Annotated in this window: 14 protein-coding genes, 1 pseudogene and 1 riboswitch; of the genes and pseudogenes, 11 read left to right on the top strand and 4 right to left on the bottom strand. The window is 66.0% G+C overall.

Translation table 11 applies throughout. The features are described 5' to 3' along the window. Window positions 1-50 precede the first annotated feature (50 nt). Window positions 51-1,106, bottom strand: a complete 1,056-nt coding sequence (locus tag IFT57_RS11750) for a tetratricopeptide repeat protein (RefSeq protein ID WP_192151485.1) — start codon at window positions 1,104-1,106, stop codon at window positions 51-53. A gap of 174 nt (window positions 1,107-1,280) precedes the next feature. On the opposite strand from IFT57_RS11750, the gene IFT57_RS11755 reads away from it, so the two are divergent. The 9 genes from IFT57_RS11755 to IFT57_RS11795 all read left to right on the top strand — a co-directional run bounded on the left by IFT57_RS11755 (window position 1,281) and on the right by IFT57_RS11795 (window position 13,966). Next, window positions 1,281-2,942: an MFS transporter gene (locus IFT57_RS11755; RefSeq protein WP_192151486.1), complete on the top strand. Its 1,662-nt coding sequence runs from the start codon at window positions 1,281-1,283 to the stop codon at window positions 2,940-2,942. Further along, the gene (locus IFT57_RS11760; RefSeq protein WP_122715348.1) at window positions 2,939-4,111 is read left to right on the top strand and encodes an HlyD family secretion protein; all 1,173 of its coding nucleotides are present in this window, start codon (window positions 2,939-2,941) and stop codon (window positions 4,109-4,111) included. The genes IFT57_RS11755 and IFT57_RS11760 overlap by 4 nt, the downstream gene beginning before the upstream one ends. Before the next feature lie 219 nt (window positions 4,112-4,330). Next, window positions 4,331-5,359, top strand: coding sequence for an ABC transporter substrate-binding protein (locus IFT57_RS11765; RefSeq protein WP_192151487.1), 1,029 nt, complete (start codon window positions 4,331-4,333; stop codon window positions 5,357-5,359). Beyond that, window positions 5,356-6,396: a FecCD family ABC transporter permease gene (locus IFT57_RS11770; RefSeq protein ID WP_122797648.1), complete on the top strand. Its 1,041-nt coding sequence runs from the start codon at window positions 5,356-5,358 to the stop codon at window positions 6,394-6,396. The genes IFT57_RS11765 and IFT57_RS11770 overlap by 4 nt, the downstream gene beginning before the upstream one ends. Next, complete coding sequence (locus IFT57_RS11775; RefSeq protein ID WP_122797647.1) at window positions 6,393-7,148, top strand: ABC transporter ATP-binding protein; 756 nt, start codon at window positions 6,393-6,395, stop codon at window positions 7,146-7,148. The genes IFT57_RS11770 and IFT57_RS11775 overlap by 4 nt, the downstream gene beginning before the upstream one ends. Before the next feature lie 31 nt (window positions 7,149-7,179). Further along, a riboswitch (cobalamin riboswitch) is annotated at window positions 7,180-7,375 on the top strand. A gap of 90 nt (window positions 7,376-7,465) precedes the next feature. Beyond that, window positions 7,466-8,530, top strand: coding sequence for a cobalamin biosynthesis protein CobW (gene cobW, locus IFT57_RS11780; protein WP_192151488.1), 1,065 nt, complete (start codon window positions 7,466-7,468; stop codon window positions 8,528-8,530). A gap of 3 nt (window positions 8,531-8,533) precedes the next feature. Then, the gene (gene cobN / locus IFT57_RS11785) at window positions 8,534-12,286 is read left to right on the top strand and encodes a cobaltochelatase subunit CobN (protein WP_192151489.1); all 3,753 of its coding nucleotides are present in this window, start codon (window positions 8,534-8,536) and stop codon (window positions 12,284-12,286) included. 13 nt (window positions 12,287-12,299) lie between these two features. After that, the gene (locus IFT57_RS11790) at window positions 12,300-13,310 is read left to right on the top strand and encodes an ATP-binding protein (protein ID WP_192151490.1); all 1,011 of its coding nucleotides are present in this window, start codon (window positions 12,300-12,302) and stop codon (window positions 13,308-13,310) included. Further along, window positions 13,235-13,966: a VWA domain-containing protein gene (locus tag IFT57_RS11795; RefSeq protein ID WP_192151491.1), complete on the top strand. Its 732-nt coding sequence runs from the start codon at window positions 13,235-13,237 to the stop codon at window positions 13,964-13,966. Before IFT57_RS11790 ends, IFT57_RS11795 begins: the two co-directional genes overlap by 76 nt. A gap of 2 nt (window positions 13,967-13,968) precedes the next feature. Here the strand turns inward: IFT57_RS11795 and IFT57_RS11800 are convergent, their stop codons facing one another. Further along, a complete protein-coding gene (locus IFT57_RS11800; RefSeq protein WP_192151492.1) occupies window positions 13,969-14,661 on the bottom strand; it encodes a DUF421 domain-containing protein in 693 nt (230 codons plus the stop codon). Window positions 14,662-14,915: 254 nt separating this feature from the next. Here IFT57_RS11800 and IFT57_RS11805 point away from each other — a divergent pair. Beyond that, a pseudogene (locus IFT57_RS11805) lies at window positions 14,916-15,803 on the top strand (sigma 54-interacting transcriptional regulator); the annotation flags it as partial. A gap of 7 nt (window positions 15,804-15,810) precedes the next feature. On the opposite strand, the gene IFT57_RS11810 reads toward IFT57_RS11805, so the two are convergent. Together IFT57_RS11810 and pnuC are read right to left on the bottom strand one after the other, a co-directional pair. Further along, window positions 15,811-16,338 carry an AAA family ATPase gene (locus tag IFT57_RS11810; protein ID WP_192151494.1) on the bottom strand — a complete coding sequence of 176 codons (528 nt, stop codon included), beginning with the start codon at window positions 16,336-16,338 and terminating at the stop codon, window positions 15,811-15,813. Continuing rightward, on the bottom strand, window positions 16,335-16,898 hold the full coding sequence (gene pnuC / locus IFT57_RS11815; RefSeq protein ID WP_192151495.1) for a nicotinamide riboside transporter PnuC: 564 nt from the start codon (window positions 16,896-16,898) through the stop codon (window positions 16,335-16,337). The genes IFT57_RS11810 and pnuC overlap by 4 nt, the downstream gene beginning before the upstream one ends. A gap of 242 nt (window positions 16,899-17,140) precedes the next feature. On the opposite strand from pnuC, the gene IFT57_RS11820 reads away from it, so the two are divergent. Beyond that, complete coding sequence (locus IFT57_RS11820) at window positions 17,141-17,971, top strand: undecaprenyl-diphosphate phosphatase (RefSeq protein ID WP_122800918.1); 831 nt, start codon at window positions 17,141-17,143, stop codon at window positions 17,969-17,971. Window positions 17,972-18,001 lie beyond the last annotated feature (30 nt).

Here is an 18,001-nt window from a genome sequence, read left to right on the forward strand (position 1 = left end):
GAGGTGATTTCGGCAAAACGGGCGAGGGCGGCGCTGGAAAAGCCGCGACTTCACAGTCCCTGCTGCAGGCTGGGGTCGTCGGCATTCTGCTGTTCGAGTTCGGCCAGCAGGACCTGCACGTTCTGCAACTGACCGGTTTCTTTCCAATACTGGATCAGCAACACCCGTGCGCGGCGGTTGGCCGGGTCACGACGCAGGATCTCTTCGAGCTGCTTCTGCGCCGCTTCCACCTGCTGCAGGTCGTGCAGGTTGGTGGCCAGTACATAACGGTAGTCGTTGTTGTCAGGCGCCAGTTCCACCGCCCGCGCGAGGGCGAGCAGGGCGTATTCATCCTCGTCGTGGGCCATTAGCCACGAGCCCAGTTGCTGCTGCAACAAGGCTGACTGTGGATGGACCAGCAACTGTTCGGCCAGCAGGCGACGCGCCTGGTCGCTTTTGCCCTGGCGCTCGAACACCTCGACCTGCACGGCTATGGCTTCCAGGTCATCGGGCTGGAGCACGCGATAGCGCGTCAGCGCCTGCTCGGCCCGAGCGTGGTCGCCGTCGTGCAGGTACAGCCGGGCCAGTGCCAGCTGAGCGGCGGCGCTGTCGGTCTGGCTTTGCAGGGTGGCAATGCAGGCGTTCACCACCTTGTCCAGATGGGCGAAATAAAGGCCCAGCTCGTCGGCTGGCAAGCCGAGCAACCCCCGCGCGGCGTGGAAGCGGATCGACTCGTCAGGGTCTTCAAGCAAGGGCCCCAGCAGTACGCTGCGCTGGCTCTCGGGCACCAGGCCGATGACGGCATCGATTGCCGCGTGGCGCACGTCGGCAAGGTCGCTCTGCAAATCGGCAGTGGCGAGTTTGAGGGCCTGTGGGCTGGGATAGTTGGGCAGTTCGGCGTACAGCGCTGCGCGCCGCTCGGCGCTGAGGTCGGTGCGGGCCAACTGCTGATAGAGCACTCGTGCGGCGCCCGGCTGACCATGGCGAGCCTGGCTCAGGGCTTTGCTGTAGCCCTGCTGCGGCGCTGCCGGAGCCGTATGGGCCGCCGGGCGCCAGGCGTACCACAGCGCTATCAGCAGCAATGCCACGAGGAGCAGGGTCAGCGGAAGGCGAACGCGTTTGAACATGCGGGTATCCGAAAGGGCGCAGGCTTGGCCGGGGCATTCAGCTTGGGTCACTGTCGGGATGCAGTCAAATCGAGGCAGCGACGAGCATTGGCAAGCCCCCTGCAGGTGAGGTTTACTAGCGCCCAATCTTCGTCGTTTCTTCGTCGTTTCAACGCTCCCCGCCAAGGCCACCGCATGTCCCGCTACACGAGCCGCGATTGGCTGCCCCATGAAAAGCCGAACTTGCCGGGCTCTCCGTCGACGCCTCTGCATTCGACGCGCAAGCGTCTGGCGTTTGGTATCGTCGGCCTGCTGGTGGCACTGACCGGCGGCCTCGGCAATTCCCTGGTGGTGGCGAACCTGCAATTCCTGCAGGGCGCGCTTGGCGCCACGGCGGCGGAGATGGCCTGGCTGCCTGCGGCCTACGTGATGACCAACGTGTCGATGAACCTGCTGTTGGTGAAGTTTCGCCAGCAGTTCGGTCTGCGCACGTTCACCGAACTGTTTCTGATGCTGTATGCGCTGGTCACCTTCGGCCATCTGTTCGTCAATGATCTGGGCTCGGCCATTGCCGTCCGCGCTGCCCACGGCATGGTCGGCGCGGCACTGAGTTCCCTGGGCCTGTACTACATGATCCAGGCGTTCCCCGCCAAGTGGCGCCTCAAGGCCCTGGTGCTGGGCCTGGGCACCTCGCAGCTGGCCTTGCCACTGGCGCGGGTGTTTTCCGAGGACCTGCTGCAGATCGCCGAATGGCGTGGCCTGTACCTGTTCGAACTGGGCATGGCGCTGCTGACCCTGGGTTGCGTGTTCCTGCTCAAACTGCCACCGGGCGACCGCTTCAAGACCTTCGAGCCGCTTGATTTCCTCATTTTCGCGATTCTTGCGTCCGGCATTGCGCTGCTCTGCGCGGTGCTGTCCCTGGGCCGGATCGACTGGTGGCTGGAGGCACCCTGGATAGGCTGGGCCTCGGCAGGGGCCATCGTGCTGATCCTCGGTGGCCTGGCGGTGGAACACAATCGCAGCAACCCGATGTTGATGACCCGCTGGCTGGGCAGCGGTGTCGCCATCCGCCTGGCCCTGGCAGTGATCCTGACGCGCATGGTGCTGTCGGAGCAGTCCACCGGCGCGGTCGGTCTGTTGCAAGCGTTGAACATGGGCCAGGAGCAGATGCGCACCCTTTATTGCGTGATGCTCTTTGGCGCGGTGGCGGGGCTGGCGGTGAGTGCCTGGACCATCAACCCCGAGCATCTGTTCATGCCGCTGATCATTGCCCTGGCGCTGATGGCGGTGGGTTCGGCGATGGACAGCTTCTCCAGCAACCTCACTCGTCCGGCCAATATGTACGTCAGCCAGTTCCTGCTGGGCTTCGGTGGCACGTTTTTCCTGGGCCCGACCATGGTGCTGGGCATGCGCCACGTGCTCACCAACCCGCGCAACCTGGTCAGCTTCTCGGTGCTGTTCGGTATCTGCAACAATTTGGGCGGTTTGATCGGCGCGGCGTTGCTGGGCACGTTCCAGATCGTCCGCGAGAAGTATCATTCGAGCATGATCGTCGAGCACCTGACCCTCATGGACCCGCTGGTCCAGGCGCGGGTCAGCAATGCCGCCGCCAGCTACCTGGCCCACATCGCCGACCCGGCCCTGCGGGCCACTTTGGGCACCCGTGCGCTGGCTACGGCCGCCACGCGAGAGGCGAACGTCATGGCCTACAACGATGTCTTCATGCTGATCTGCATCATTGCCGTGTTGACCATGCTGTGGATCTTCGTCCGCAGCCTGTGGCTGATGAGCACTACCCGGGCGGTGACCACCGCCGCGACACCTACCGTATCCACCAGCGGCGCCAGCACTTCATGACCGAACCGACGTCCACGACCACCAATGCCATTGCCGCCACCCCCGAGGGCCAGACCCCACCGCCCAATCCAGCGGCCACCGAACCGCGTTCGCGGCGGGTGCGGGTACTGTCCAGCCTGATTTTCGCCAGCATCGCTTTGGTGGGAGTGGCGATCGTGCTGTACGCCTGGCAATTGCCCCCGTTCAGCAGCCACATCGAAAGCACCGAAAATGCCCTGGTGCGTGGCCAGGTGACGATCATCGGGCCGCAACTGGCAGGCTATGTGTTCGAAGTGCCGGTACAGGACTTCCAGTTCGTCAAGGCAGGCGACCTGCTGGTACGCCTGGACGACCGGATCTACCGCCAGCGCCTGAACCAGGCACTGGCGCAGGTCCAGGTGCAGAAAACCGCCCTGGCCAACAACCTGCAACAGCGCCGCAGCGCCGAGGCGACCATCACCCAGCGCCAGGCGGCGGTGGCAGACAGCGAAGCGCAGGCGCGCAAGGGCGCCGCCGACCTGGGGCGCAACCAGAACCTGATCAGCGACGGCTCGGTGTCGCGCCGCGAGCTGGATGTGACCCGCGCCGCCAACGCCCAGGCGCTGGCCTCGGTGGCACAGGCGAAGGCAGCGCTGGCAATCGCCCGCGAAGATTTGCAGACGGTGATCGTCAACCGTGACTCGCTGGCTGCCAACGTCGCCAACGCCGAAGCTGCAGTGGAACTGGCCCGCATCGATCTGGACAACACACGCATCCTGGCGCCGCGCGACGGCCAGTTGGGTCAGGTCGGCGTGCGCCTGGGCGCCTATGTGAATTCCGGCGCACAACTGATGGCGCTGGTGCCCGACACGCTGTGGGTCATGGCCAACATGAAGGAAACCCAGATGGCCGATGTGCGCATCGGCCAACCGGTGACCTTCACCGTCGATGCGCTCAATCACCTGCGCCTGCGCGGGCACGTACAGCGCATCTCACCTGCCACCGGCTCGGAATTCAGCCTGTTGCAAGCCGACAATGCCACTGGCAATTTCGTCAAGATCGCCCAGCGCATTCCGGTGCGCATCACCGTGGACCCGGATCAGGACGGGGCGCATCGGCTGCGCCCCGGCATGTCGGTGGTGGTCAGCATAGACACGGGCTATGTGGTCGAGCAGGACCGTACCGACCGGCCCCGCGACAGCGCGCCCTAGGCGGGTACTCAGGGTGCCCGCAGCCCAAGGCCCTGGCTAAACCATTTGATCTTTGCCGACGGGTCGCCTACCGTCTGCGCCGCTTGTCTTCGCCCAGAGCAGGAAGCCGGTTCGAATCCGGCGCGGTCGCGCCACTGTGATCGACATGTTGCATGTCGTCAGCCAGACCTTGCTTGGGGATTTCTTCGATCTGTTGGACGCGCCATCCAAGGAGTTGCAATGAGTCTTCCTGCCGTATTCGTCCGCGCCAGCGTCGCTGCCGTCGGTCTCTTCGCTGCCGTCGCCAGCCACGCCGCCACCCACTATCCACTGACGCTGCCCAACTGCGGCGCGCCCTTGACCATCCAGGCCGCGCCGCAGCGTGCCGTCAGCCTGGGCCAGGCCAGCACCGAGATTCTCCTGTCGCTTGGCCTGGCGCCACGCATGGTGGGCACCGGGGTCTGGTTCGGGCCGCTGCCCGAACCTCTGCGCGCGGCCAATGCCGACGTGCCACGGCTGGCCGACAACGCGCCCAGCTTCGAGGCGGTGGCCAAGACCGCGCCCGACATCGTGGTGGCGCAGTACACCTACCACGTCGGCCCCAACGGCGAAGTCGCCAAGCCCGAGCAACTGGCCAGCCTGGGTATTCCTTCCTATGTGTCGCCCAGTGACTGCGACGGCAAGGAAGTCACCGCCACCTCCAACGCCGACGGCAGCCGCAGCCAGGTGTTTTCCATGGCACTGGTGGACAAGGAAATCCGCGAGCTGGCGAGCATCTTCGATGTCGAGCCGGCCGGTGAGCGCCTGGCCGCCCAGTTGCACGCGCGCATCCAGAAGGCCAGCGAGCGCGCTGGCAGTGCCGGGCACACACCGCTGTCGGTGGTGTACTGGTTTTCCAGCACGCGCCTGGAAGGTGACCCCTGGGTGGCCGGCAAAAGCGGCGCGCCCGGCTATATCAACCGCCTGCTGGGCCTGCGCAACATCGTCGACAGTGACGACGAATGGCCTGGGGTAAGCTGGGAAAGCATCGCTGCGAGCAATCCCGATGTCATCATCGTCGCGCGCATGCAGCGGCGCCTGTATCCGGCCGACGATGTCGAGAAAAAACTGGCGTTTCTGCGCAGCGACCCGGTGACCCGTGAGCTGGATGCCGTGCGCAATGGCCGCATCATCGTGGTCGATGCGCAGTCGTTGAACCCCTCCATGGATGTCGTGCGCGCGGTGGAAGACATCGCCGCCGGCCTCGAGCGTACACGGGTCAAGCCTTGATTCAGCGCCTGGCGCGTGAAGACGGCTGGGTCTGGCGCGGGCTGTTGGCGCTGCTCGCCCTGGCCACCTTGAGCGTGTCGATCGCCTTGGCGGTGTCGGTCGGGGAGATGGGCATTGCCCTGACCACGGTCGGTCAGGCGCTGCTCAACGGCCTCGGCCTGGCCGACTACCCGGTACCGCGGATCATCCAGGGCATCATCTGGGAGTACCGCCTGAGTCGCGCACTGGTCGCCGCCTGCTGTGGCGCCGGCCTGGCTATCTGCGGCGCGGTGCTGCAGGCGCTGCTGCGCAACGTGCTGGCCGAACCCTATGTGCTGGGTATCTCGGCCGGGGCGTCGACCGGCGCGGTGGTGGTGATGCTGCTTGGGCTGGGCGGCGGCGTGATCGGCATTTCCATGGGTGCGTTTCTCGGCGCGGCCCTGGCGTTCGGTCTGGTGCTATTGCTGGCTGCGGGCACCCGCAGCGGCCCGGCGCAGGTGATCCTCGCCGGTGTCGCCGGATCGCAACTGTTCAACGCGCTGACAGCCTATATCGTTTCGACCTCGGCCAATGCCGAGCAGGCGCGCAGCGTGATGTTCTGGCTGCTCGGCAGCCTGGGCGGGGTACGCTGGCCCGACGTGGGCCTGGCGGCGGCAGTGGTCGGCGCAGGCCTGCTGCTGTGCCTGTACTTCGCACGGGCGCTGGACGCCTTCGTGTTCGGCGAAGACGCTGCCGCCACCCTTGGCGTGCCGGTGGTCACGGTGCGCCTGGTGTTGTTCGCCACCACCGCACTGATCACCGCGACCATGGTCAGCATCGTCGGCGCAGTGGGTTTCGTCGGTTTGGTAGTGCCCCACATTGCGCGGTTCCTGGTGGGGCCCAGCCATGTCCGGCTGCTACTCGCCTCAGTGCTGATCGGCGCCAACTTCATGGTGCTGGCCGACATCGTCGCGCGCATCATCGTACCCGGCCAGGTCCTGCCCATCGGCGTGGTCACGGCCCTGGTCGGCGCCCCGGCATTTGCCTTGATCCTCTACCGCGCGAGGCGTCGAGCATGAGCCTGCAACTGCACAAGGTCAGCTGGAAAGCCGGTGGGCAGCTGATTCTCGACGAGGTGAGCCTGGCGATCACGCCCGGCAGCATGGTCGGCCTGATCGGCCCCAATGGCTCGGGCAAGTCCTCGCTGCTGCGCCTGCTGGCCGGGTTGGACCATCCCAGCCAGGGGCAGGTCACCCTCGACGATCAGCCCATGACGGATCTGGCACGGCGAGCGGTTGCACGGCAGGTGGCGATGGTGGAGCAACACGCCAGTACCGAGGTGGACATTCGCGTGCAGGAGGTGGTGCGCCTGGGACGTACGCCGCATCGCTCGCCGTTCGCGCCGTGGCTGCGCGAAGACGACCTGGCGATTGCCCAGGCCCTGGCCCAGGTCAACCTGGGCGGTCATGCGCAGCGGCGCTGGCACACCTTGTCCGGCGGTGAGCGGCAACGGGTGCAGATCGCTCGTGCCCTGGCCCAGCAGCCCAGCGAGCTGCTGCTCGACGAGCCCACCAATCACCTCGACATCCAGCACCAGCTGGAACTGCTGCAACTGATTCAGGACCTGCCGTTGACCTGCGTGATGGCGATTCACGATCTCAATCTGGCGGCGATGTTCTGCGATGTATTGGTCGTGCTCAAGGACGGCCGCCTGGTCGCCAGCGGCGCGCCGGCGACGGTCCTGACCGAGCGCCTGATCGCCGAGGTCTATGGGGTACACGCCGAGGTCAGCCTGGCAGGCGGCCGTCCCCATGTGCGCTACCGGGTCTGAGCCGTATCACTGACACGTCCCGTGCCCTGTGGTAGCCTTGCGCGTTCGAGGTTCTCTGCCCTGCAGAGCTAAGACGGGAACGCGGTCCAAGCCGCGGCTGCCCCCGCAACTGTAAGTGATGAAGGCTGCGCCAAGGCCACTGCGGATGCTCGCGGGAAGGCGCCGCAGCCTGGGCCAGCACGGCCGGCATCGCGAGCCAGGAGACCTGCCTCGACTGTTATTTCCTATTCAACCGGGCGGGGTGATCCGGTGGCGAATGCTGGCGCCTGCCGTTGCGGCGCTCGTCTCGTGCCCTGCCGCGCAATCAGGGCGACCCGATGAAAACGCTGTCCAAACTACCCGTCACCATCGTCACCGGCTTTCTCGGCTCGGGCAAGACCACCTTGCTGCGTCACATGCTCGACAACGCGCAGGGCCGGCGCATCGCCGTGATCGTCAACGAATTCGGCGAACTGGGCATCGACGGCGAGATCCTCAAGCAGTGCACCATCGGCTGTACCGAAGAAGAAGCCAATGGCCGGGTCTACGAGCTGGCCAACGGCTGCCTGTGCTGCACCGTGCAGGAAGAGTTCTTCCCGGTCATGCGCGAGCTGGTGGCACGGCGCGCCGACCTTGATCACATCCTCATCGAAACCAGCGGCCTGGCCTTGCCCAAGCCGCTGGTCCAGGCCTTCCAGTGGCCGGAAATCCGCAGCGCCTGCACGGTCGATGCGGTCATCACCGTGGTCGACAGCCCGGCCGTGGCGGCCGGTACCTTCGCGGCCTTCCCCGAGCAGGTCGATGCCCAGCGCAAGCTCGATCCCAACCTGGACCATGAATCGCCACTGCACGAGCTGTTCGCCGACCAGTTGGCCAGCGCCGACCTGGTCATTTTGAACAAGGCCGACCTGATCGATGCAGACGCCCTGGCCGCGGTGCGCGCCGAGGTGGCCGAGGAACTGCCGGCCGCGGTCAAGGTGGTCGAGGCCAGCAGTGGCCGTTTGCCGCTGGCGGTGTTGCTGGGCCTGGGCGCCGAGTCCGAGCAGCACATCGACGGCCGCAAGACCCATCATGACCACCACGAGGGCGACGACCACGACGATCACGATCACGATGCCTTCGATTCGATCTCCATCGAGCTGCCGCAGGCCGAAGAAGCCAAGCTGCTGAAGGCGCTCAACGCCGCAGTGGTCCAGCACGGCATCTTGCGTGTCAAAGGCTTTGCGGCCATTCCGGGCAAGCCGATGCGCCTGCTGATCCAGGGCGTCGGCACGCGCTTCGACAAGCACTTCGATCGCGCCTGGGGCGCAGACGAAGCGCGCAGCACGCGCCTGGTGCTGATCGGTCAGGAACTGGATGCAGCGTCGCTGCAAGCGCAACTGCGCGCTGCGCTGGAAGCCTGACCGATGCACCTGCTGAGGACCCAACCCGGCGGCTTCGTACCGGACGACAGCATCGCCGACCTCGGGCAGACGCCCGCCGAACTGGTCATCCTCTGCAGCGGCGATTCGCATCTGGCATTGCTCGCCGAAGCCTGCGGGCAGCTGCCGGCCGATTACCCGAGTTTGCGCCTGGCCAACCCCATGCAGGTGCAGAACCACTCTTCGGTCGACCTCTACGTCGACCAGGTGCTGCGCCACGCCAAGGTCATCCTGATTTCCCTGCACGGCGGCATCGGCTACTGGCGCTACGGCGTCGAGCAGTTGATGCAGCTGGCCGAGCGGGGCGTGCAGGTCATTCTGGTGCCAGGCTGCGATCGCCCCGATCCCGAACTGGCCGAGCTCTGTACGGTGCCTGCCGAGCAAGCCGATCGCCTGTGGCAGTACCTGCGCCAGGGCGGTATGCAAAACGCACGCAACCTGTTCGGCTACCTCGGCAATACCTGGTTCGGACGCACCGAACCGTGCGAAGCGCCTCAGGCCCTGCCGCGCACGGTCATCTACCATCCGGCGCGACCGACCGCCGAGCTGGCCGACTGGCAGGCACAATGGACATCGGATTGGCCTGTGGTGCCGTTGCTGTTCTATCGCTCGCACCTGCAAGCGGCCAACACCGGTTTCGTCGACACCTTCTGTGCCAGGCTGCAGGCAGCGGGGCTCAACCCGTTGCCGATCGCCGTGGCCAGCCTCAAGGAAGCAGCGTGCCTGGCGCAGGTGCAGGACTGGATGGACGAGGCGGGTGCCGCGATCATCCTCAATACCACTGGCTTTGCCCAGTCCAGCCCCGAAACCCCGCACTTGCGCCCGTTTCGCCGTGACATTCCGGTGATCCAGGCCATCTGCGCCCAAGACAACCAGGCCTTGTGGCAGGCGAGCGAGCAGGGTCTGGGCGCGCGCGACCTGGCCATGCACATTGCCCTGCCGGAACTGGACGGGCGCATCATCAGCCGGGCCATCAGCTTCAAGGACCTGGCCTGGCACAACGAGCGCAGCCAGAGCGATGTGGTGTGCTACACGGCGCATGCCGAGCGCATGGACTTCGTCGCCGAGCTGGCGCGCAAATGGGCCGCTCTGGCGCACCTGCCCAATGCCGACAAGCGTGTCGCCCTGGTGCTGGCGAACTATCCGACCCGCGATGGCCGAATCGGCAACGGCGTCGGCCTCGACACGCCGGCTGCGGCGCTGAACATCCTGCGCGCGATGCAGCAGCAGGGGTATCCGGTGGCCGATCTGCCCGCCAGCGGTACGGCGCTGATTCACCTCCTGCTCGGCGGCGTGACCAACGACCTGGAGCAACTGGACCTGCGCCCCTGTGCCCAGAGCATGGCCATGGACGATTACCTTGCCGCTTTTGCCTTGCTGCCCCTGGCCAATCAGGCCGCCGTGCGCGAACGCTGGGGCGAGCCGGGAGCCGATCCCATGTGCCGCAACGGCCGCATGATGATCGCCGGCCTGCGCATGGGCCTGACCTTCGTCGGCATCCAGCCGGCGCGGGGTTACCAGGTGGACGTCAGCGCGGTCTACCACGACCCGGACCTGGTGCCGCCCCATGGTTACCTGGCGTTCTACTTCTGGCTGCGCCACACCTACGGCGCCGACGCGTTGATCCACGTGGGCAAGCACGGAAACCTGGAATGGTTGCCGGGCAAGGGCGTCGGGCTTTCCGAACAGTGCTGGCCCGATGCGGTACTGGGGCCGATGCCGAATATCTACCCGTTCATCGTCAACGATCCGGGCGAGGGCGCCCAGGCCAAGCGCCGGACCCAGGCGGTGATCATCGACCACCTGATGCCGCCGCTGACCCGCGCCGAAACCTACGGGCCGCTGCGCGACCTGGAGTTGCTTGCCGACGAGTACTACGACGCGCAGATGCTCGATCCGCGCCGTGCCCAGGCCTTGGAAAAGGACATTCTGGCGCTGGTGCGCGAGACCCGTATCGACCACGAGCTGCAGATGGCCGAGGGTGCCGAGGCGGCGGCGTGGCTGCCGCGCCTGGACACCTACCTGTGCGACTTGAAGGAGTCGCAGATCCGCGACGGGCTGCACGTGTTCGGCGAGTCGCCGCAGGGGCGCCTGCGTGCCGATACCCTGCTGGCACTGTTGCGCATTCCCCGGGGTGACGGTCGTGGCCCTCAGGCCAGTGTGCTGCGGGCATTGGCCAATGCTTTCGAGCTGGGCTTCGATCCGCTGGACTGCGACCTCGGCGCACCCTGGAACGGACCACGGCCGGCAGCCCTGGCCGCGATCAGCGACGAGCCCTGGCGCAGTGCCGGCGACAGCCGCGAACGCCTCGAGCTGTATGCCGCCCAACTGATCGAGCAAACGCTGGAAGGCCCGTTGCAGCTGGGTGAAGGCTTCGATGACGTGCAACTCGTTCTGGGCCACCTGCGCGACACCGTGGCGCCGCGACTGGACGCCTGCGGACCGGCCGAAATGCACGGGCTGCTCGTCGCCTTGGCGGGCCGCTTCGTACCCGCCGGGCCAAGCGGGGCGCCCAGCCGCGGGCGCCTTGACGTGTTGCCCACCGGCCGCAACTTTTTTTCCGTGGACGTGCGCAACCTGCCCACCACCACCGCCTGGCGCATCGGCTTCGCCTCGGCCAACCTGATTCTCGAGCGACACCTGCAGGACCATGGCGATCACCTGCGCCAACTGGGCCTGTCGGTCTGGGGTACGGCGACCATGCGCACCGGCGGCGACGACATCGCTCAGGCAATGGGGCTGATGGGCGTGCGCCCGGTGTGGGCCACCGGCAGCCAGCGGGTGGACGATTTCGAAATTCTGCCGTTGAGCTTGCTCGATCGCCCGCGGGTGGACGTGACCCTGCGGGTGTCCGGATTCTTCCGTGATGCCTTCGCCAACCTGTTGCGCCTGTTCGATGCCGCCGTGCAGGCCGTGGCGGCCCTCGACGAGCCCGATGATCTCAATCCGCTGGCAGCCAAGGTCCGCGCCGAGCAGGCGCAGCTGCTGGCCGAGGGCGTACCTGCCGAGCAGGCCGCCCGCGAGGCTGGCTGGCGCATCTTCGGCGCCAAGCCCGGTGCCTATGGCGCCGGCGTGCAAGGCGCCATAGACGGCCGCCTGTGGCAGACTCGCGAAGACCTGGCGGAGGCCTACCTGAACTGGGGCGCCTATGCCTATGGTGCGGATGACGAGGGTACCGCCGCACGCGCGCCCTTCGCCCGGCGCCTGGGCCAGGTCCAGGCCGTGCTGCAGAACCAGGACAACCGCGAGCACGACCTGCTCGATTCCAACGATTACTACCAGTTCCAGGGCGGCATGCTGGCCGCTGCGGAAACCCTGAGTGGGCAGAAAACCGCCAGTTACCACGGCGACCACAGCCAGCCAGACGTGCCGCGCGTGCGTACCCTGAAAGAAGAGCTCAACCGCGTGGTGCGCGCCCGCGCGGCCAATCCCAAGTGGATAGAAGGGGTCAAGCGGCACGGCTACAAGGGCGCTTTCGAACTGGCCGCGACGGTCGACAACCTGTTTGCCTTCGATGCGACCACGCACCTGATCGACGATCACCAGTACGCGTTGCTCACCGACGCATACCTGCTGGACCCCTCCACCCGCAGCTTTCTGCAGGAGCACAATCCGGCGGCGCTGCGCGATATGGCCGAACGCCTGCTCGAGGCTCAGCAACGGGGCCTGTGGGCTGAGCCGGGCGACTACCGTCAAGCCGTGGAAGACCTGCTGCTGGATACCGAAGAAGATGGCTGAAGAGATCCCTGCAATGACCGACACCCTGCACTTTCCCCTGGCCGCCGTGGTCGCCGCCGATTCGCTGAAACTGGCGTTGTGCCTGGCCGCCATCGACCCGCGCATCGGTGGCGTGTTGATCGAAGGCCCACGGGGCATGGCCAAGAGCACCCTGGCCCGCGGGCTCGCCGATCTGCTCGCCGGCGGCCAATTGGTGACCTTGCCGCTGGGGGCCAGCGAGGACCGCCTGGTCGGCACGCTGGATCTGGAAGCGGCGCTGGGCGAGGGGCGGGCACGCTTCTCGCCCGGTGTGCTGGCCAGGGCCGACGGCGGCGTGCTGTACGTGGATGAGGTGAACCTGCTCGCCGATCACCTTGTCGACCTGTTGCTCGACGTCGCTGCCAGCGGCGTCAACCGCGTTGAGCGCGACGGCATCTCCCACGCCCATCCGGCGCGCTTCGTGCTCATTGGTACCATGAACCCCGAGGAAGGGGAGTTGCGTCCGCAACTGCTCGACCGCTTCGGCTTGAACATTGCCCTGGATGGCCAGCCTGCCCCGGCCGAGCGCAGCCAGATCATTCGCCGTCGCCTGGCATTCGACAGTGATCCCCAGGCGTTCTGCGAGCACTGGGCTGCCGCGCAGGCGGCGCTGCGAGTGCGTTGCCAGCAGGCACGCGAGCGTCTCGAGTCGATTCCGTTGAGCGACCAGGCGCTGGAGTCGATCACCACACGCTGTTTCGCCGAAGGCGTGGACGGCCTGCGTGCCGACCTGGTCTGGCTGCGCGCGGCGCGCGCCCATGCCGCCTGGCGCGGCGGCGATGCAATCCTCGACGAGGACGTCGACGCGGTTGCCGAGTTTGCCCTGCGCCATCGCCGCCAGGCGAGCCGGCCGCCAGAGTCCGGCGCGATGCCAGCGCCACCGCCAACCGCAGCCAGCACCGCGCAAGCCTCCGAGCCGGGGCAGGGCCAGTGGGGCGACATGCCGGCCCAGGCCGTTCCGGTGGGCGAACGGCGCACGGTGCCGAGCTGGCCAAAAAAGCCCTGAGCATCCGTTCGCGCCCAGCGGATGCTCGGCCCGGCAAGGGCAACCTCGAACAAGGGCGACAAGGCGCGGCGCGCGCGTCGGCGGCCGGCACCGTCGACTGGCCGGCTACCCTGCTGCAGGGCCGGCCGCGTCAACGTGACGACCTGCGTTGGCAACAGCGCCGCAGTGCCGCCCAGCAGCTATGGCTGGTGGTTGTGGATGCATCGGCTTCGACGCGCCGGCACGGTGCCCTGGCCGAAGCCAAAGGCGTACTGGCACAGGTGTTCGACGACGCCTACCGGCAACGCGCCCGGCTGGCGCTGCTCACCGCCAGCGGCAGCGGGCCGGCCTGGCAATGCCACGGCTTGAAGGCTTCGACGGCCTTGCAGCCCTGGCTTGCCGAGCTGGGCGCAGGCGGCGGCACGCCACTGCTGGCAGCACTGGCCCAGGCGCGTGAATGGCTGGTACAGCGCGTCCGCCAGTATCCCCAGGAAGCACAACGCTGCCTGGTGTTCACCGACGGGCGCCTGAAATCGCTTGAAGGCGTCGTGCCTCTGGCCTGTCCGGCATTGCTGGTGGACATGGAGAAGGGCCCGATTCGGCTGGGTCGCGCCCGCGCCCTGGCCTCGGCGCTGAACGCCGAGTACCAGCACTTGGACGACTTGCCGCGCCTGTAGCCTCAGGCCGCCCGTGGATTGCAGAGCGCCTTGCTCCACACTGGGTTGTCGCAGCGTGGGCAAGGCAGCGCCTGCTGGTGACCCAGGTTTTCCAGGTGGCCACAGTACTCGCAGGCGTACAGGTCTTCGCGATCGGCCGTGGTCAGTGACACCCGATGCTCGGGCGGCAGGATCGACAGCCCCGGCTTGACATCTTCTCGCTCGTGGAAGTACAGGCTCACGTCACCGTTCACCTCGAGGATGCCCAGCCGCACTTGACCCAGATGTTCGACGCCGCGCAGGCGCAGTTCCATCAGGAACTCGGCATGGGTAATGTTGCCGCTCTGCAGGGCCTTGAGTTCGAACACACCGTCGCGAATGATCAGGAACGGCTTGCCCTCCAACCATTCGCCAAAGCGGCCGCTGCGCTCGGTTAGAAAGGTGGTCAGGCGATACAAGATGATCATCGCCATGAACACCACCAGCACCGGCAGTATGGGTACATCCTCGTAGAAGGTCACATCACCAGCCGCCGAGCCCAGGGTCAGGATGACCACCAGCTCGAACAGCGACAGCTGACGCACCCCGCGCCGTCCGGCGATCTTCAGAAACAGGAAGACCACCACGTAGGCCATGAGCGTACGGGCCACCACCTCGCCGAGAAACCCCGTGTCGACATCACCCAGCAGCACACGGTGCCAATCGAATGCGTTCATGCTCATCCCTGCGAATGCCAAAAAGGCAGCGATTGTACACCGCTGCCGTGCAAGCCCCGCGAGACGTATCGCTGACGCGTCAATGTGGCGCGACGAAGTTCGCTGACGGGTCCGAACGGGTTAAACGTCAAATTTCCGTTGCCTTTTTAACGCAACTTGCAACCCGCTGTTTTTGATGTATTTTCCCGATCACGTCCCAGCAAGGAAAGGCCATGCCTGTGAATTCGAATGCCTACCCCTGCGAGCCTTGCGGACTGTTGGGCGATAGTCAGCCCATGCGCGACTTGTACAAGCTCATCAACAAGTTCTCGACCACCGATTCCCCGGTGTTGATTCGGGGTGAAGCCGGTACCGGCAAGCAGTTGATTGCCCGCGCACTGCATCAGCAGTCAGCGCGCCGCCAGCAGCCCTTCATCGTGTTCGACTGCCAGGCCCGCGCGCACCGCCCAGGCCAGACGCCGCTGTTCGCGCCTGGTTGTGGCGAGACCAATGTGCACCCGTTGTCCGGCAGCGTGCTGCAAGCCGCCCACCGCGGCACCTTGCTGCTCGAACAGGTGCAAGGCTTGCCGCTGGACATCCAGGAGCAACTGCTGCGGTTCCTGCAACGCAAGGGGTCGGGCGAGGTGGACGTGCGCGTGGTGGCCACCAGTGACAGCGACCTGGCGGGCGCCATGCGTAAAGGTCAGTTGCGCGAAGACCTCTACTACCGGCTTAACGTGCTGGAGATCGTTGCGGTGCCGTTGCGCGAACGCTATGGCGATCTGGCCATGCTGGCCAATCATTTCGCGCAACGTTACAGCCGCGAGAACGGCCGGCGCCATCGCCCGTTCAGCCAGGAGGCGCTGATCACCATGGGCGAGCACGACTGGCCGGGCAATGTCCGCGAGTTGTCCAACCGGGTTCGCCAGGCCCAGGCACTGGCCCACGGTAACCAGATCGAAGCCGTGGACCTGGGGCTGGGCAGCGAGACTCTGGTCGCCGCGCCCTTGGGGACGCTGCAGGATTACAAGCACCGCGCCGAGCGGCAGGCGCTGGGCGACGTGCTGCTGCGCCATGCTGGCAACCTGAGCACGGCGGCCAGGGTGCTTGGCGTGTCACGCCCGACGCTGTATCGCCTGTTGCACAAACACCACATGCGCTGAGCGCACGCTAGGGTTGATCCAGAACATGCCGAATGCTCGCCAGCACCTGTGTTTCACGCGCTCGCCAGTCACCGCTGATGACGGTGCAGGGCAGCGCGTGGGCCAGCAGCCAGGCCTGGCTTTGGGCGAAGAAGGCCTGGCGCTCGGACAGTTCGGGTTGGCAGCGCTGGCCATCGGCAGTCCACTCCACACCTTCGGGCGAAAGCAACAGGTGCGAGTCGTAGTGCCGCTGCAGCAGCGCCGTTTCCAGCCACGCGGGGCAGTCGCCGAACAGGGTGCGACTCCACAGCATGTTGCTCAGCAAGTGGGTGTCGAGCAGCAGCAATCTCGGCTGCGCGCGGCGGGCGGCATCTTCCCAGGCCAGTTGTCCCCGGGCGATGGCGTCGATGTCGGCATAGCAGGTGTCGCGCTGCTCGCGGTCGATGAAATGGCGCACGTACTCGCCCACCACCACGGCGCCCAATCGCACACGCATGCGCTCGGCCAGCCAGCTCTTGCCCGACGATTCCGGCCCGCACAGCGCGACGACTTTCATGCGGCCACCGCCGCACTCTTGCGCCACTGGTGCCAGCCGTGAATGGCCAGTATCAGGAACAGTGCATACAGCCCGGCCGTCAGGTACAGCGCCTGATGCATGAACAGGCCGACGAAAATCGCATCGAGGACGATCCACAGCGGCCAGCATTGCTCGCGCTTGGTGGCCATCCACCACTGCGCGACCAGGCTGAAGCCGGTCAGCAGGGCGTCCAACCACGGCTGGCTGGCGTCGCTCCAAGTGGCCATCGCGGCACCCAGCGCAAGGCCTGCGAGCAGACCGATGAGCAAGCCACCCAGCAGCGGCGCCGGCGTCAGGCGCGTGACCGGTCGCCCGCTGGCCGTCGCCGCACCACGGGTCCAGTGCCACCAGCCGTAGACCTGCACGCCCGCGTACACCACCTGCAAAAGCATGTTGGAGTACAGCTTGTAGTCATAAAACACATACGAATAGATCAGTACCATGACCAGGCCGATTGGCCAGCACAGCCAATTCTGCTTCACGGTCAACCACACCGCGATCACGCCCAGCGTGGCGGCGAACAATTCCAAAGGCGACATGGACAATCCCTGGCAGGTGCATGTAATGCATCGAAGGCGCGGATTGTAACCTGCGCCACCGCTGCGGCGCGCATGCCGTGCCGCAGACCTGCTGTAAAGATGAAACTTCAACTCAATCAACGCTCACCGGTGCCTGCGTGCGGATTTGCACGACCTGCTCTGATAGCATCGCGGGGCCCGACGGCAATGAGTTCTATTAAACAGACAGGACCGCGCCAGGCGCGGGTCCAATTGGGGGAATGATGGATTTTTGGACCGCCATGCAGGCGTTGATTCTGGGCATCGTGGAAGGCTTGACCGAGTTCCTGCCCATCTCCAGCACTGGCCACCAGATCATCGTGGCCGACTTGATCGGCTTCGGAGGCGAGCGGGCGATGGCCTTCAATATCATCATCCAGCTGGGTGCGATATTGGCCGTGGTGTGGGAATTCCGCCGCAAGATCCTCGAAGTGGTCACCGGCTTGCCGACCCAGCGCAATGCACAGCGCTTCACCATCAACCTGCTGATCGGCTTCCTGCCTGCGGTGGTGCTGGGTGTGATATTCGCCGACAAGATCCACGAATACCTGTTCAACCCCATCACCGTGGCGGTGGCGCTGGTGCTGGGCGGCTTCGTCATGCTCTGGGCCGAGAAGCGCGAGCACGCCGTACGCGTGCACCACGTCGACGACATGCACTGGAGCGATGCGCTCAAGGTCGGCTTTGCCCAGTGCCTGGCGATGATCCCCGGCACCTCGCGCTCGGGCTCGACCATCATCGGCGGCCTGCTGTTCGGTTTGTCGCGCAAGACGGCCACCGAGTTCTCGTTTTTCCTGGCCATGCCAACCATGGTGGGTGCTGCGGTGTACTCGGGCTACAAGTTCCACCACCTGTTCCAGCCAGCGGATTTCCCGGTGTTTGCGCTGGGCTTCGTGGTCTCGTTCATTTTCGCGATGATCGCGGTGCGCGGCCTGCTCAAGTTCATCGCCACTCACAGCTATGCCGTATTCGCCTGGTACCGCATCGCCTTCGGTCTGCTCATTCTGGCGACCTGGCAGTTCGGCTGGATCGACTGGTCCAGTGCGCAAGGCTGAAACGGCGCCCAGCCGGGCGCCGTCACCGCC

This window comes from Pseudomonas sp. CFBP 13719 (genome assembly GCF_014842095.1).
Lineage (GTDB): Bacteria > Pseudomonadota > Gammaproteobacteria > Pseudomonadales > Pseudomonadaceae > Aquipseudomonas.

Bases quoted from the DNA above. Each gene is read 5' to 3' on its own strand.
- IFT57_RS11750 (WP_192151485.1), bottom strand. From the start codon at position 1,106: ATGTTCAAACGCGTTCGCCTTCCGCTGACCCTGCTCCTCGTGGCATTG.
- IFT57_RS11755 (WP_192151486.1), top strand. From the start codon at position 1,281: ATGTCCCGCTACACGAGCCGCGATTGGCTGCCCCATGAAAAGCCGAAC.
- IFT57_RS11760 (WP_122715348.1), top strand. From the start codon at position 2,939: ATGACCGAACCGACGTCCACGACCACCAATGCCATTGCCGCCACCCCC.
- IFT57_RS11765 (WP_192151487.1), top strand. From the start codon at position 4,331: ATGAGTCTTCCTGCCGTATTCGTCCGCGCCAGCGTCGCTGCCGTCGGT.
- IFT57_RS11775 (WP_122797647.1), top strand. From the start codon at position 6,393: ATGAGCCTGCAACTGCACAAGGTCAGCTGGAAAGCCGGTGGGCAGCTG.
- cobW (WP_192151488.1), top strand. From the start codon at position 7,466: ATGAAAACGCTGTCCAAACTACCCGTCACCATCGTCACCGGCTTTCTC.
- cobN (WP_192151489.1), top strand. From the start codon at position 8,534: ATGCACCTGCTGAGGACCCAACCCGGCGGCTTCGTACCGGACGACAGC.
- IFT57_RS11790 (WP_192151490.1), top strand. From the start codon at position 12,300: ATGACCGACACCCTGCACTTTCCCCTGGCCGCCGTGGTCGCCGCCGAT.
- IFT57_RS11800 (WP_192151492.1), bottom strand. From the start codon at position 14,661: ATGAACGCATTCGATTGGCACCGTGTGCTGCTGGGTGATGTCGACACG.
- IFT57_RS11810 (WP_192151494.1), bottom strand. From the start codon at position 16,338: ATGAAAGTCGTCGCGCTGTGCGGGCCGGAATCGTCGGGCAAGAGCTGG.
- pnuC (WP_192151495.1), bottom strand. From the start codon at position 16,898: ATGTCGCCTTTGGAATTGTTCGCCGCCACGCTGGGCGTGATCGCGGTG.
- IFT57_RS11820 (WP_122800918.1), top strand. From the start codon at position 17,141: ATGGATTTTTGGACCGCCATGCAGGCGTTGATTCTGGGCATCGTGGAA.